At 43.7% G+C, this 14,237-nt stretch carries 11 protein-coding genes, 1 pseudogene and 1 riboswitch; of the genes and pseudogenes, 6 read left to right on the top strand and 6 right to left on the bottom strand.

Translation table 11 applies throughout. From position 1 onward, the window contains the following. Positions 1–64: 64 nt before the first annotated feature. Entirely contained in the window at positions 65–202 is a 138-nt protein-coding gene (locus G601_RS26445; protein ID WP_081673463.1) for a methyltransferase, read from the bottom strand. A gap of 338 nt (positions 203–540) precedes the next feature. On the opposite strand from G601_RS26445, the gene G601_RS0108960 reads away from it, so the two are divergent. The 3 genes from G601_RS0108960 to G601_RS0108950 all read left to right on the top strand — a co-directional run bounded on the left by G601_RS0108960 (position 541) and on the right by G601_RS0108950 (position 3,384). Next, positions 541–792 carry a hypothetical protein gene (locus G601_RS0108960; protein ID WP_026665127.1) on the top strand — a complete coding sequence of 84 codons (252 nt, stop codon included), beginning with the start codon at positions 541–543 and terminating at the stop codon, positions 790–792. 547 nt (positions 793–1,339) lie between these two features. Continuing rightward, a riboswitch (ZMP/ZTP riboswitch) is annotated at positions 1,340–1,424 on the top strand. A 56-nt stretch (positions 1,425–1,480) separates the two neighbouring features. After that, on the top strand, positions 1,481–2,188 hold the full coding sequence (locus G601_RS0108955; protein WP_026665126.1) for an IMP cyclohydrolase: 708 nt from the start codon (positions 1,481–1,483) through the stop codon (positions 2,186–2,188). Positions 2,189–2,205: 17 nt separating this feature from the next. Then, on the top strand, positions 2,206–3,384 hold the full coding sequence (locus tag G601_RS0108950; RefSeq protein ID WP_026665125.1) for a phosphoribosylaminoimidazolecarboxamide formyltransferase: 1,179 nt from the start codon (positions 2,206–2,208) through the stop codon (positions 3,382–3,384). A 52-nt stretch (positions 3,385–3,436) separates the two neighbouring features. Here the strand turns inward: G601_RS0108950 and G601_RS0108945 are convergent, their stop codons facing one another. Continuing rightward, positions 3,437–4,768 carry a hypothetical protein gene (locus tag G601_RS0108945; RefSeq protein ID WP_026665124.1) on the bottom strand — a complete coding sequence of 444 codons (1,332 nt, stop codon included), beginning with the start codon at positions 4,766–4,768 and terminating at the stop codon, positions 3,437–3,439. 130 nt (positions 4,769–4,898) lie between these two features. Next, a complete protein-coding gene (locus tag G601_RS22630; protein WP_051205698.1) occupies positions 4,899–7,808 on the bottom strand; it encodes a response regulator in 2,910 nt (969 codons plus the stop codon). Positions 7,809–8,003: 195 nt separating this feature from the next. Here G601_RS22630 and G601_RS0108935 point away from each other — a divergent pair, with 195 nt between their 5' ends. Further along, complete coding sequence (locus tag G601_RS0108935) at positions 8,004–8,243, top strand: hypothetical protein (protein ID WP_207638037.1); 240 nt, start codon at positions 8,004–8,006, stop codon at positions 8,241–8,243. A 35-nt stretch (positions 8,244–8,278) separates the two neighbouring features. Here G601_RS0108935 and G601_RS0108930 read toward each other — a convergent pair whose 3' ends face one another. Then, positions 8,279–9,139: a TraX family protein gene (locus tag G601_RS0108930; RefSeq protein ID WP_207638036.1), complete on the bottom strand. Its 861-nt coding sequence runs from the start codon at positions 9,137–9,139 to the stop codon at positions 8,279–8,281. A gap of 124 nt (positions 9,140–9,263) precedes the next feature. On the opposite strand from G601_RS0108930, the gene G601_RS0108925 reads away from it, so the two are divergent. Beyond that, entirely contained in the window at positions 9,264–10,832 is a 1,569-nt protein-coding gene (locus tag G601_RS0108925) for an alpha-amylase family glycosyl hydrolase (RefSeq protein ID WP_026665121.1), read from the top strand. A 127-nt stretch (positions 10,833–10,959) separates the two neighbouring features. Here the strand turns inward: G601_RS0108925 and G601_RS0108920 are convergent, their stop codons facing one another. Together G601_RS0108920 and trkA are read right to left on the bottom strand one after the other, a co-directional pair. Next, positions 10,960–12,405 (bottom strand): TrkH family potassium uptake protein, encoded by a 1,446-nt coding sequence (locus G601_RS0108920; protein ID WP_026665120.1) that lies wholly within the window; start codon positions 12,403–12,405, stop codon positions 10,960–10,962. 27 nt (positions 12,406–12,432) lie between these two features. Beyond that, positions 12,433–13,794, bottom strand: a complete 1,362-nt coding sequence (gene trkA / locus G601_RS0108915; protein ID WP_026493299.1) for a Trk system potassium transporter TrkA — start codon at positions 13,792–13,794, stop codon at positions 12,433–12,435. A 244-nt stretch (positions 13,795–14,038) separates the two neighbouring features. Here trkA and G601_RS22625 point away from each other — a divergent pair. Then, positions 14,039–14,237: pseudogene (locus G601_RS22625) on the top strand (IS1634 family transposase); the annotation flags it as partial.

Raw genomic sequence — 14,237 nt, 5'->3', positions numbered from 1 at the left:
TCCTCCAAAACGCAAAAACCGCCAGAGTAAAAGATTTCTCTCTTACCCTAACGGTTTATATACATCACAAATAATCCCTTTTTATAAAGAGACCAACAATTAGTTTGTGCTGTGCTGTGCTGTGCTGTGCTGTGCTGTGCTGTGCTGTGCTGTGCTGTGCTGTGCTGTGCTGTGCTGTCAGGATTATATGTTTATTTCTCATTTAAATCAACCCCTTACATAACACTTTAATTACATACATACTGAAACTTTATTTCAATGCAGTTGTGTTGCATAATCATGACTTTATTCTACACTACGCATCTTTCCTTGACACGTTTAATCGTCAATATTTAATAGATATTTTAGAATATTTATGCACGTTTTGGGGATTATTATATGTAAGAATTAATTTTCTTGTATTCTCTATTTATGCTAACTTAATAGAGCATTAATTCAGATACACCGAATGGATTTAAAGCTGATTCTTAAAAGGCTGAAACTTGGGAAGAATTCAAGACTCTTGCAGAGGGAAACCCTGCTATCGAGGAGGTGGGTAACTTGATCCTTGAACTCAATACAGACAATCAGGCAAAGGAAATCCTTGAAGGTCAGCGCCGCTACAGGGAGATGCTGGCATCACAATACGCAGCCGCCATGGGAATTCCATGGCAGTTTTCACTATCACCAATTTTCAAACCGTTCTTCTATTTATATTGTCCCCCTTTTTTCAGTTTAATCATGAAAAAACCTCTTTTTTTGAATACCCTGAAACCAAGTATTGAACGGTTCAGGATATTTTTTCTTTTATAAGAGCATGTTTAAATAACCGTTAAGTCTACAATTGTTATTTTGCACGAACAGGTTGAACTAAAGATAACCTGTACCTGAGAGTATTCAGTCTGTTTCTGAGGAATTATTTCTATAGGTTACCCTGTGGGAATATGATAAATAGTTGAGTTCAGTCTATTCGCGAACAAATATGAAATAGATTGAAGGACCATTGCAACGACCAATGCTACATTACGTCAGGATGGCACAAAACCATAATTCTGGCGTAAGGCATTATGAAACAACCATAGATTCGTTACGTCCGGATCATCCAAATATAATTATAGGTATAAAGCATCGCGAAACCATCTTGCATCCATTCAACCTATAATCTGACTTGCTCGCGAGTTGACGTAACACCCTGCTATAATGTATTCCCGCAGAGCAACCTATATAGGCAATTTCCCAAGAACAGGCTTAACACCTGATTAGAATGGACGTAAAACAGACCTAAAACAGGGACAAACAGCACAAAATTAATATTTATTCAAAAACACAATTGCATTTTTCAACATTTTAGTTTACAGTAATGGTGTCGCGCGACTGGCGGATAAGTGGGAAACCACAGGGGAGTGCGATGTTATTTTGAATTGTCGACCGCCTGGGCAGCCGTGTGACATGGTTTGTTCAGGCGGTCTTTTTATATTAATCACATAATTCGGAGGTTTTTATGGTAAATCTTGCAAAAGAGCTCAGTTCAAATGAATATCCGGGACGCGGAATCGTAATCGGCACAAGCGCTGATGGAAAGTATGCAGTAACAGCTTACTTCATCATGGGAAGAAGTGAGAACAGCAGAAACCGCGTATTCGTCGAGGAAGGTGAAGGCATCCGCACAGAAGCTTTCGATCCCGCTAAGCTTGAGGATCCCAGCCTTATCATCTACGCTCCCGTTCGCGTAAGAGGCGAATACACAATCGTTACAAACGGTGACCAGACCGATACTATCTACGAGCTTATGGAGGCAGGACAGTCCTTCGAGGAGTCTCTCAGAACAAGAGAGTTCGAGCCCGATGCTCCCAACTACACACCTCGTATTTCAGGACTTATGCACATCGATGACGGAAAATATGACATCTCAATGTCAATCCTTAAGAGCGATCACAACGATCCTTCATCATGCCTCAGATTTACCTATACATACGAGAAGCCTGCAGCAGGCAAGGGCTACTTCATCCACACATACATGGGTGACGGCAATCCCCTTCCCAGCTACGAAGGCGAGCCTACAGAGGTTGAAATTTCAGGCGACATCGATGAGTTCACCAACATGATCTGGGAGAATCTCAACGCTGATAACAAGGTATCACTTTTCACAAGATACATCGATATCGCAACCGGCAAGTACGAAACAAGAATCATCAACAAGAATAAGTAATATCAGGAGGAATCACTATGAAAGAATTAGCACTTAAATATGGCTGTAACCCTAATCAGAAACCTTCAAGAGTATTCATGGAGGATGGAAGTGATCTTCCTATCGAGGTATTAAACGGCAAGCCCGGCTACATCAACCTTCTTGATGCATTCAACGGCTGGCAGCTTGTATCAGAGCTCAAGGCAGCAACAGGAATGCCCGCAGCTACATCCTTCAAGCACGTATCACCTGCAGGTGCTGCTATCGGTCTTCCGCTCACAGAGATTGAGAAAAAGATCTACTGGGTTGATGATCTTGGTGATCTCTCTCCCATGGCTTCTGCTTATGCAAGAGCAAGAGGCGCTGACAGAATGTCATCCTTTGGTGATTTCATCTCACTTTCAGATACATGTGACGAGGATACAGCAAGACTTATAAAGAGAGAGGTTTCAGACGGAATCATCGCTCCTGACTACACAGAGAAGGCACTTGAGATCCTTAAGGCTAAGAAGAACGGCAACTACGCTGTAATCAAGATCGATCCTTCCTACAAGCCTGCTGCCCTTGAGAAGAAGCAGGTATTTGGCATCACATTTGAGCAGGGTCACAACGATATCGTGATCGATGATGCAATGCTTCAGAACATCGTTACAAACAATAAGGACCTTCCCGACGCAGCAAAGAAGGACCTTCTTATCTCACTTATTACACTTAAGTACACACAGTCAAACTCAGTCTGCTATGTAAAGGGTGGCCAGGCAATCGGTATCGGCGCAGGCCAGCAGTCAAGAATCCACTGCACAAGACTTGCAGGCTCCAAGGCTGACAACTGGTTCCTCAGACAGGCTCCCCAGGTACTTGAGCTTCCTTTCCTTGATAACATCCGTCGTGCAGACAGAGACAACGCTATCGACCTTTACATCGGCGTTGATTACATGGATGTTATCGCAGATGGCAAATGGCAGAACCTCTTCAAGGTTAAGCCCGCTGCATTCACAGATGCAGACAAGAGAGCATGGCTCGACAGAAATACAGATGTTGCCCTTGGTTCAGATGCATTCTTCCCCTTCGGCGACAACATCGAGAGAGCTGCAAAGAGCGGCGTAAAGTATGTTGCACAGCCCGGCGGATCTGTAAGAGACGACAACGTAATCCAGGCTGCCAACGACCACGATATGGTTATGGCATTCACAGGAATGAGATTCTTCCATCACTAATTTTCAACGAATAAAGACCGGCTTTCAGACGAAAGCCGGTCTTATATTTTATTTAGTCAAGTGTGCTGTAGAATGAATCAATATTTTCTTCAGGAAGAGTTACCGGATCCCATCCAAAGTCCTGATAAGCTTTGATATCAAGATTGTTGGCAGCTACATAGTTGGCAATGATCTGAGCTCTTGTCTCTTCTCTGAGCTTCTCGTCCTCGCCGTCCTTCATGAAGGCGTCGTAGTTATCACCAAATATCTTCTTTGCACTTTCAGTGAAATCCTCACCATCAGCACATACATCCATGGAGGTTACTTCATAACCTGCATCAGTGCTCTTTAAGTGAATGCATCCGGGATATGAACCGCCGGAGGTGTTCTCAAGAATATCACCTTTTAAGTCATAATTGAAAATCCAGAAGTTTCCGTATACCTTAATGTCGTCCTTATCGGATTCATCCTCTTTGATGATGATCGGACAGGGAATGCTTACCTGTGACTCAGGATAAGACTTTGAAAGCTCATCCACCATGTATTTATATAAAACGCTGTAGAAAAGCTCAGGGCCCGGATACTCATAAGCGGGAAGCGAATCTGTATTGGAAGCTGACTCAGAATCTGTCTCGGAAGCTGCTCCGCCTACAGGCTGAAATTCTATAACCTCTTCGCCCTCTGTCTCTGCAAAAAGCTCCTCAAATCTGGTCTTAGCTGTCTCAGCATCATAGTCCTCAAACTGGCTGTTGCAGGTCTTATAGAAGTAGCTTTCATTTCCGTCAGTGTCATACAATACATAGGCTTCCTCTGTCTCAACCATAGCCCCTGTATCTATGATGTACTTAGATATGAAATGGTTGCCTCCAACATAGAGATTTCCATCCTTTATTGCCAGAGGATACGCTGTTCCGCCTGCTGAAACTGTAGCAAGGTATGTAGGAACTTCATCCTTATATATGAAAATCTCAGCATCAATAGCTGCATTTTTTCCGGGCTCCCATTCGTAGGTTCCGGTGGATACCATAAGAACATCAGCATCTCCGATAGTAGCATTGGCATAGCCCTGACCATCCGCAAGCTTATCAACGATCTGTGTGAAGGTCTCACAACCCTCGATGTCTATAGTGGACTTCTGATCAGGTGCCACATAAACATCCTCAACCTTGAATTCAGCAGGATTATAAGCTCCGTCGCTTTCAGCAGGTGTATCTGCTTCTGCGGGTGCTTCTTCCTTTACCTCTTCTGTTGAAGCTTCCGCTGCAGGAGCTTCTTCAGTAGCTGCTTCCTGGGTCTGCTGCTCAGCAGGCTGAGTCTCTGTACTTTTAGCTGAATTGCCACATCCGCTAAGTGCTGTTGTCAGTGTCAGTCCTGCGAGTACCATTGCAATAAATTTCTTTTTCATAATACCTGGTTTCCTTTCTTCTTACTATATTAACTGCTCCATTTCATATTGGTAATTTGTAGTTTCTCGTAACTTTGTTTTCATTCTATAATCGCATGTCCAACAGATGTCCAACATGCTCCATAAAAAATTATCTATCCTCGTCACTGATAAGGCTCTCCAGCGTATCGAATACCACATCAGGCTCCACAGGCTTACTAAGGTGGGCATTTAACCCGGCCTGCAGACTTCGCTGTACATCCTCATCGAAGGCATTGGCGGTAAGTGCAATAATCGGAATCTTTTTAGCATCTGTTCTGTCCAGAGCTCTTATTGCAGAAGCGGCGGTAAGTCCGTCCATCTCCGGCATTCTCATATCCATCAAAATTGCATCATAGTACCACTCGGGATGGGATTCGAACATCTCCACAGCGATTTTTCCATTCTCTGCGTGATCCACCTCTATGCTCTTCATGGTCAGGACCTTCATCATGATCTTGGCATTTACCAGAATATCCTCTGCCAGAAGAATCCGCCTTCCCTCAAGGGATATCTTCTCCACCTTGGCACAGCTCTTAATACTCTTCTGACCAAGCGCGTCCTTAAATTGCTCTATCACAAGTGTTGCATTAAGAGGCTTTAATACAAAGCTGTCTACACCTGAGTTTTCAGCACCATCAAGCATTTCATCCCAATGCTGCCCTGTCAGAATGATGATTGCTGAATCATCACCGACAATCTCTCTGATTTTCCGGGTCGTCTCTATGCCGTCCATACCCGGCATTTGCCAATCTACGAGAAGAAGGTCATACCCTTCTCTTCTTGCATTCTTAACCCTTACCATCTCCACGGCTTCCTCGCCGGACTTTGCTACCTCAGCCTCTATTCCAAGCTTTTCCAGTTCAACGCGGGCATGCTCGCAGGCGATATCATCACTGTCAACTATGAGCACCGACAGTTCATGAGTATTTAATTCTCCCTCATCCTCCGTCGTATCCTTTCTGTCAGACTCCATAAGAGTGACGCTTACAGTAAACTCTGTTCCTTCCCCCTTCTTACTCTTAACATCTATCTTGCCGTTCATCATCTCTATGAGATTCTTCGTAATAGCCATTCCGAGGCCTGTACTTCCATACTTATTGGTACTGGAGGAATCCTCCTGGCTGAAGGCCTCAAAGAGCCTTGGAATGTATTCCTCGTCCATTCCTATGCCGTTATCCGTCATGGTAAAACGAAGGGTAGCCTTTCCATCAAAGCGGGCTGTGCGCTCAACAATAAGGCTGATGGTTCCACCACGCTCGGTGAATTTTACTGCGTTTCCAAGTATATTGATGATGACCTGCTTTAGCTTCATGTCATCACCTATGTAGAAATTATCTACCTCGCCCTTTATCTCGCTGTTATATACAAGGTCCTTATCGCTGCACTGACTTCCTATAATGGTATTGATCTGGCCAAGCAGCTTTTTAAATGAAAACTCCTCATGCTTAATGACCATACGTCCCGATTCGATCCTGGACATGTCGAGGATATCATTGATGATCTTTAAAAGATGGTTAGCCGAGGTTCCTATCTGCTCCAGACATTCCTTCGTTTTTTCAGAGATATCGGGATCGCTCAAGGCTATCCTGTCGAGACCGATGATGGCGTTCATGGGCGTTCTGATCTCATGGCTCATGCTGGACAAAAATGCGGTCTTCGCCTTACTTGCCTGCTCTGCAGCAGCAAGGGCATCGCTTAGTGCCTGGCTCTGATCCAGGGCCTTTCTCATCTCCACATCAACGTCAGTAAAGCCGACACCTATGGAGTGAACGATGTGATCATCTCTGTCCTCAGCCCTTCTTACGCCTGCAACCCTTAGCATCTCATAGGACTCTTTGCCATTCCTTACTACAAGATATCTATAAGCGATAATAGGCTCTGTTTCCAGACTCTTCCTTATTACATCAGGGTCGATAAAATCAAGGAAGCCCTGCCTGTACTTTTCAGCAACATATTCATGAGCATAGTTTTGGAAGGTCTCTGTGAAAACAAACTGCTCTCCCTCACTAAGACCGTCCTCTAAGTTCGAATGGGATCTGAAGCATATTCCCTCATCCCTGTCGAGGCTCACATAGTAAACGCTTCTATAATCCGATGCCAGAGCTGTTATCATGTTGTTGGCACGTCTCTGGGCATGGTCGAGGTAATCTCTTATGCTGCTGTGCACAGAGTGAATCTTCTCTCCCATCTCCTTCATATCGTACTCAATATCATCAGGATGCTCCTTTTCCTTCTCTCCGACCTTCTCCCCTGCGAGAGCGCTTTCAGCCTGGTCGAACAAGGCGCTATCCCCCTGAACCGAGGCCGCAATTTCCCTTGTGATATCATCAACGTCTTTTTCAAGATCCGTAATCTCACTGCTGATATCATGGATATGCTTTCTCACTCCGCCCATGGCAAGGGCCACCAAAACGGCACCCAGAATCACTGAGGAAATTACAAAGAACAATATGGTCCTTGCGAGCCTTGATATCTGCTCCTCATACCACTCAGCTGAGAAATCCACCGCAACTATAGTCGCAACTTCACCCTTGGAATTAAAGACAGGGCTGTAAGCGCTGTAGAACCTTCCCCACGAATCCTCATAGGGCTCCTCATCCACCGAAGGTGTGCCAAGACTTGCCTTATAAAGGGCATCCGTATAAACTATGTCATCGCCGAATATTCCCGGATCCTCCTCAGTGGGATCGATTGAAAAGGTAAATTGCTTATTGCCGGAATCATTTATGCAATATATATATTTAAGATCAATGCTGTCCTGAAAAGCCTTAAGTTTATTCTTCTCTGTCTCATAGGCCTCAGTACCCTCATCCTCAGCAGTAAGCTTATCCATAACATCTCCGTCAAGGATTGCTGCCGCGGTGTTGGCGATATCAAGCATTCTTCCGTTTATGATTGTTTTGATTGAATTTTGGGATTGTTTCATCAGAATAATTCCCATCAGCATATCGCCGATGAGAAGGATAGCGGACACGATAATGATAAGCTGTATAGTGAGAGTCATTCCCTTTTTCTTCATAAGATCATCTCCAAAACAGCACACAAGTCCAATACTACACCATCATAACTTTATGATAATTCGACTTTAGTCTATCATAATAACAATGATAATTCTATTAATAAGATATTAAAAATGGCTTAAATATGCGGTATGTGGATTTTCTTAGTGATATCTTTGGTGTTAGAATGGATTTGTAGAAGTATACAATTTTTTATGGAGTACACAATGTTTAGAATTCCGGTTATGGCTTCAATAGCCCTTATGTCAATCGTCTTTGACGCAATAATTGTCATAGCAGAGCTGATCTTCTTCCTGGTGCTGATAAGATTCCTGTTCTTCAGCGGAGACTTCAAACAGTTCAGCCTTTTCGCGAAGATAATCGAATTTATCTTCGTCATTTTTGTGCTCCTTGTTCTATTCGCTATCTTCCTGTCCGTGGGACGATTTGATTAAATGATTTCTGATGAATATAAAAATTGCAGGGGCTGTCATAGTCCCTGCAATTTTGTATATATGTAGCATCTTACTAAATATATCAGCAATAGGTGTAACGGATAGAACGCATAAAAGGCGTACTTGAATTTCTTACTGATTCTTCCCCTCTTGCCGTTATAGAAAAAGATAAGTATGAAGGCCGGAAGAGCCCAGGTCTCTGATCCCATGTTCATAAAAAACAGATATCCCGCAAGGCAGGCCATAAGCCTCATACGTCTGAAAACGAAAAAGACGGCGATCAGTGTCACGCCCCACCAGGTGTAATCCGAGCCAATCTTATAGGCAAGTAATGCTCCGCCCACAGCCGGAGCTGCATAGAGAAGTACGTAAAACGGATTATCGGCACTAAATCCAAAGGGTGATGACGGATCCTCTGAAAAAAGGTTATCCTCAACATACTTCATGACCCAGATGACAGCCAGTCCGATTAACAGAGTGAAGTACACGTTACATGACGTTAAGAGCCTCTCCTGATTCTGGGCATATAGCCAAAAGATATCTGTCGAGAAAACATCCTTTTTCACTTTTACCGCGATATCAAAAACCGGCTCAGATATAAGTCCAAAAAGCCCCAGATTTATCATGTACTTCGAAACGCTTCTGGTGTGCTCCATTCCCTCAACGATCAGGAAACAGTATATAGGAAAAGCCTGTCTTCCTATATGCCTTATCCAATGATAAAGCGCCGCAGAATGTTCAAAATCCATTCCGAAGGGATAGTATCCGTTTTGTATGAGATATAGAAGAATCCCGGCTCCGATGTGATCGATAAACATCGTGATTATCGCAAGGCATTTAAGTGTATCTGAATTTATGAATTTTAAATCTTCCAGTCTGTCCTGTATCTTTTCCAACGTATTCATGAAAAAAATTATATCACAAAAAATACTTTTAACTGAACAGAAAGTGTGCAATAATGCTATTGGAAAACGGTTTCCAAAAACAAAATTTTTTAAGACACAATGGGAGGACAGTTTTATGCCGGCATGGTTATCTGATGCAGTTTTTTATGAGATTTACCCACAATCCTTCAATGATACCAATGGGGATGGTATCGGTGATATCGAAGGTATAATTGAAAAGCTTGATTATGTAAAGGAACTTGGATGTAATGCCATTTGGCTTAATCCTATTTACGACTCTCCCTTCAAGGATGCGGGCTACGATGTTCGTGACTTCAAGAAGGTTGCAGAGAGATACGGAACAAACGACGATCTGGTGCGCCTATTTGATGAGGCTCATAAGAAGGACATCAAGATTCTTCTGGACCTTGTGCCCGGTCACACCTCAGAGGAGCATGAGTGGTTTAAGAAAAGCTGCGAAGCGGACAGAAACGAGTTTTCAGACCGCTATATCTGGACTGACAGCGCATTTTGCGGAATAGGCGGTCACCCCTATATCGGCGGAGAGGCTGAGCGTGAGGGCTGCTATATGCTGAACTTCTTCAAGTGCCAGCCTGCCCTGAACTATGGCGTTCTTAACAAGACTGAAAAATGGCAGCTAACACCTGACCACCCTTCATGTATAGAGACCAGAGAAGCTCTCAAGGATATCATGCGCTTCTGGCTTGATAAGGGCTGCGATGGCTTCCGTGTGGATATGGCTGACTCCCTTGTTAAGGAGGATGATGACGATAAAAGTGCCACCGGAGCGATCTGGACTGATATCAGAAAAATGATGGACAAGGAGTACCCTGATGCAGCGCTTATTTCAGAGTGGTGCAATCCCCAATGTGCCCTTAAGTACGGCTTCCACGCAGACTTCTATCTCGACCATCACGGAAACGGCTACAACGTGCTGGTAAGAGACTGCGAGACCGAGGGCGGTGACCACAGCTACTTTAAGAAGGATGGCGGCGATGATCCGGAGAGATTCCTTGCAGATTACCTTCCCAGATATGAGGGTTCCAGAAAATACGGCTATATCAGCTTTATTACCTGCAACCACGATACTCCCAGAGTTACCAAGGCTCTTGATATAAGCGAGATAAAGCTTGCTTACGCATTTTTCTTTACAATGCCAGGCGTACCCTTCCTCTATTACGGTGATGAGATCGGTATGAAGTACCTTGAGAATGTCAGAACCAAGGAAGGCGGCTATCAGAGAACAGGCTCCCGCTCTCCCATGCAGTGGGATAAGGATCAGAAAAACTTCGGTTTCTCAGACGCTGAAGCTGATAAGCTCTATATCCCTATGGATAGCGCTGCAGATGCTCCAAGTGTAACGGAAGCAAAAAATGATCCTGATTCAATCTATTACACAGTTAAGAGCCTTATAGACTTACGCCACACCTACGAAGACCTTCAGGCAGACGCCAGCTTTAAGAAGGTATACTCTAAAAAGGGTGAGAGAATCCTTGTATACAGACGAGGCGATCTCCTTCTTGCGGTTAATCCCGGTGCTTCTGAGGTTCATGTTAAGACCGGAGATTTTGAAGGAAATATCATGGATGTGATTGCAGGAGATATGATATACGGAATCGGAACTGCAGAGCTTACAAGTGGTGAACTTGTACTTGGAGCCCAGTCATTTGCAGTATTCAAATAAAGAACTCCTTTTCTAAGCTCATATAATGCTGTCATGTCAGGTTATGTTTTCAGGCAGACAGCAAAATCCCCGAGAATGTTGCATTTATCATGCGACAACCTCGGGGATTATCTTTTTAGAAACTCATTTATCTCTTACTCCAGGTTCTGGGTGAGAACAATATAAGCATGGGAAGAAGCTCAAGTCTTCCTGCAAGCATGTCAAACATCAGCACGAGCTTGGACAGATCTGAGTAGGCACCAAAGTTACCGGTGGGACCTACCATTCCAAGACCGGGTCCGATGTTATTGAGTGTTGCGGCAACGGCTGTGAAGTTAGTCTCATAATCAAACTCATCAATTGAGATAAGCAGGATTGAAGCGATAAAAATCACAACATACATACTAAGATATGCTGAAACCGACTTAACAACTGTCGAGTCGATGGAGTGATCATCCATGTAAACCTTCTTGACTGACTTGGGATGAACGATGTAAATCAGCTCATTTTTCATAGCCTTAAGAAGGATAAGGAGACGCGACAGCTTAAATCCACCGCCCGTGGAACCTGCGCAGGCTCCGGTGAGCATCAGGAATGCCAGCAGAGTCTTACATAGCTGCGGCCACTTGTCGAAATCCAGTGTAGCAAAACCGGTGGTGGTCATAACTGAAGCCACCGTGAAAAGTGAGTGATGGAAGGACTCAAAGGGTGTTTTTGTGATTCCATCTGCGTGGATCATCAGCGCGATCAGAGTAGCGGATGCAAACATAAGTCCCAGATATAACTTAACCTCATCATTTTTGAAGGCCTCCTTGGGTCTCATGGTTATGAGGTAGTAGTACACACTAAAGTTAATACCACACATTATCATGAAGATAGTAATGACTATCTGTGATGCTGTTGAAAAATCGTTGGCACCGTTATTGGTGATACCAAAGCCTCCTGTACCCACAGTTGCAAAGGTTGTGGTAAGCGACTCATACAGGTTAAGACCTGTGAGAAGCAGCAGAATCACCTGTGCTACTGTGATTCCGATGTAGATAAGGTAGAGGATCTTCGCAGTCTCTCTTACCTTGGGAACAAACTTACCAACTGAGGGGCCCGGGCTCTCTGCTCTCATAAGGTGCATGCTGTAGCCACCGGACATAGGCATGATCGCCAGAATGAATACCAGCACTCCCATTCCACCAATCCAGTGTGTGAAGGTGCGCCAAAACTGCACGCTGTAATACATCTCTACGCTGGAAAGGATTGTTGATCCTGTGGTAGTAAGTCCTGAGATAGTCTCAAAAAGAGCATCGATATAGTCGTCCGTAACTCCTGTCAAAACAAAGGGAAGAGCTCCCACAGCACTTATAAGTATCCATGTAAGTGCCGTCGCTACGAAGCCCTCTCTCGCATAGATTGCCACGTTTTTAGGCTTGAAGTAGGCGCCGATAGAACCGAATATCAGGCTTCCTGCTATTATCACCAAAAACATTTTGGCACAGAAAAATTCTTTATAAATGAGTGCCACTATAAGCGGCAACAGCATTAGTATTCCGGTAATCTGCAGTACTCTTGAAAGCAGAAAACGGATCATTTTATAGTTCATAACAACTCCCTGAAGAAATAAATATTTTTATGCAAGTATATCTGAGATATCAAGCAGCCCAAGATGGCTGGTGATGACAATAACTGTGTCACCGGCTTCAATAACACTCTGTCCTGTAGGAGAAATGATCTCTCCCTTGCGGTTTATAAGTGCTACCAGTATTCCCTTTTTAAGCTTAAGCTGTGACAACGGAATTCCTATAACAGACGCTTTCTCCGTGACTAAAAATTCGAGCGCCTCAACCTTTCCGTCGTTCATCTTATACAAAGCTTCAATGTTATTACTTCCCATGGAATTGCTGATGCCGCGTACATACTGAACTATACGCTGCGCGGTAATATTTTTGGGATAAATAATACTTCCTATCTGAAGTGAATCGATTATCTCACCGTAATTAACCCTGTGAACCTTGGTTATGAGCTTGGCCTTGGGGTTAACACTTTTCACATACATAGAGAGCATGATGTTCTCTTCATCCAGGTTAGTCATGGTTACGAATGACTCTGTTCCGACAATTCCCTCCTCCATAAGAGCGTCCTTGTCAGTACCATCGGCGTTTATGATAAGCGCCTGAGGCAGAAGGTCTGAGAGCATCTTGCAGCGCTCGAGATCCTTATCAAATATCTTAACATCGATTCCGAATGAGATCAGCTGCTGTGCCAGGTAATAAGATGTAGCACCGCCACCGATGATCATCGCGGAATGAACTCTTGCTGTAGGCATTCCGATTTTCCTGAAAAATTCGGCTATGCTCCTGGAAGCACCTACAATCGTAAGCTCATCGCCTGCCCTCAGAACGAAATCACCATTGGGGATGAAAACCTCATCTGCTCTGGAAACAACGGCAATAAGCACTTTACTCTTGATCTCAGACTGAATGGTCTTAAGTGACTTATCGCAGATTCTGGTGCCCTCGCCCACTGTCATGTGAACTATCTCGGCACGTCCTCTCGCAAAGGTCTCTATCTTAGTTGCTGCAGGGAATTTAAGAAGTCTTGCGGCTTCTGCTGCTGAGAGCTCCTCGGGATTAACAACAAGTGAAAGTCCAAGTTCCTCTTTGATAAAGCTAATCTCCCTCTTATAAATAGGGTTCTTAACTCTGGCAATAGTGTTACAATGACCTGCCTTTCTTGCTATAAGGCAGCACAGGAGGTTCAGCTCATCATTACCTGTAACCGCAATCATCAGATCAGCATACTCAATACCTGCGTCCTTCATTACAAGATAACTTGCTCCGTTACCAACAATTCCCATAACGTCAAAGTTGTTAACAACGCTCTGAATGACGTCACGCTTTTCCTCGATTACCGTGACATCATGTCCCTCTCCTGAAAGTTGCTCAGTAAGTGCTGCTCCAACATTTCCGCAGCCCACTATTATAATTTGCATAAATGCCTCCACAATATAATTAGTACAAAACATTATATCACTTTTCTTTATTTTTGTTGATGTTTGCATAATAAGGCATTAATGCTTTTTTAAGAGAAATTTATATGCGGGAGTTTGACAGTTAAATTATATCAGAAGTACTTACAGGCCACAGCTGGTCTGTATTTTTTTGTCAAATTTATATTCTTAATATATAGTAATATATAGCGATATGTGTTATAATAAGGGCTGGGGGATAATTATTATGAAGCTTACAATCTCAAAGTCCAAAAACTCAGAATCGTTTTATATTTCAAAATCCTATATCGATAATTCGGGCAAGAGCACAACTGCTACTGTTCGCAAACTCGGCACTCTATCAGAACTATTAAAGGATCATGGGCCTACTCGTGATGATGTTATTGCATGGTGTAAGAGTGAAGTTGCTGCTGAAACTCAAAAGT

Source organism: Butyrivibrio sp. FC2001 (genome assembly GCF_000424125.1).
Taxonomy (GTDB): Bacteria; Bacillota; Clostridia; order Lachnospirales; family Lachnospiraceae; genus Butyrivibrio.
This window is presented reverse-complemented; position numbering and strand designations above follow the sequence as displayed.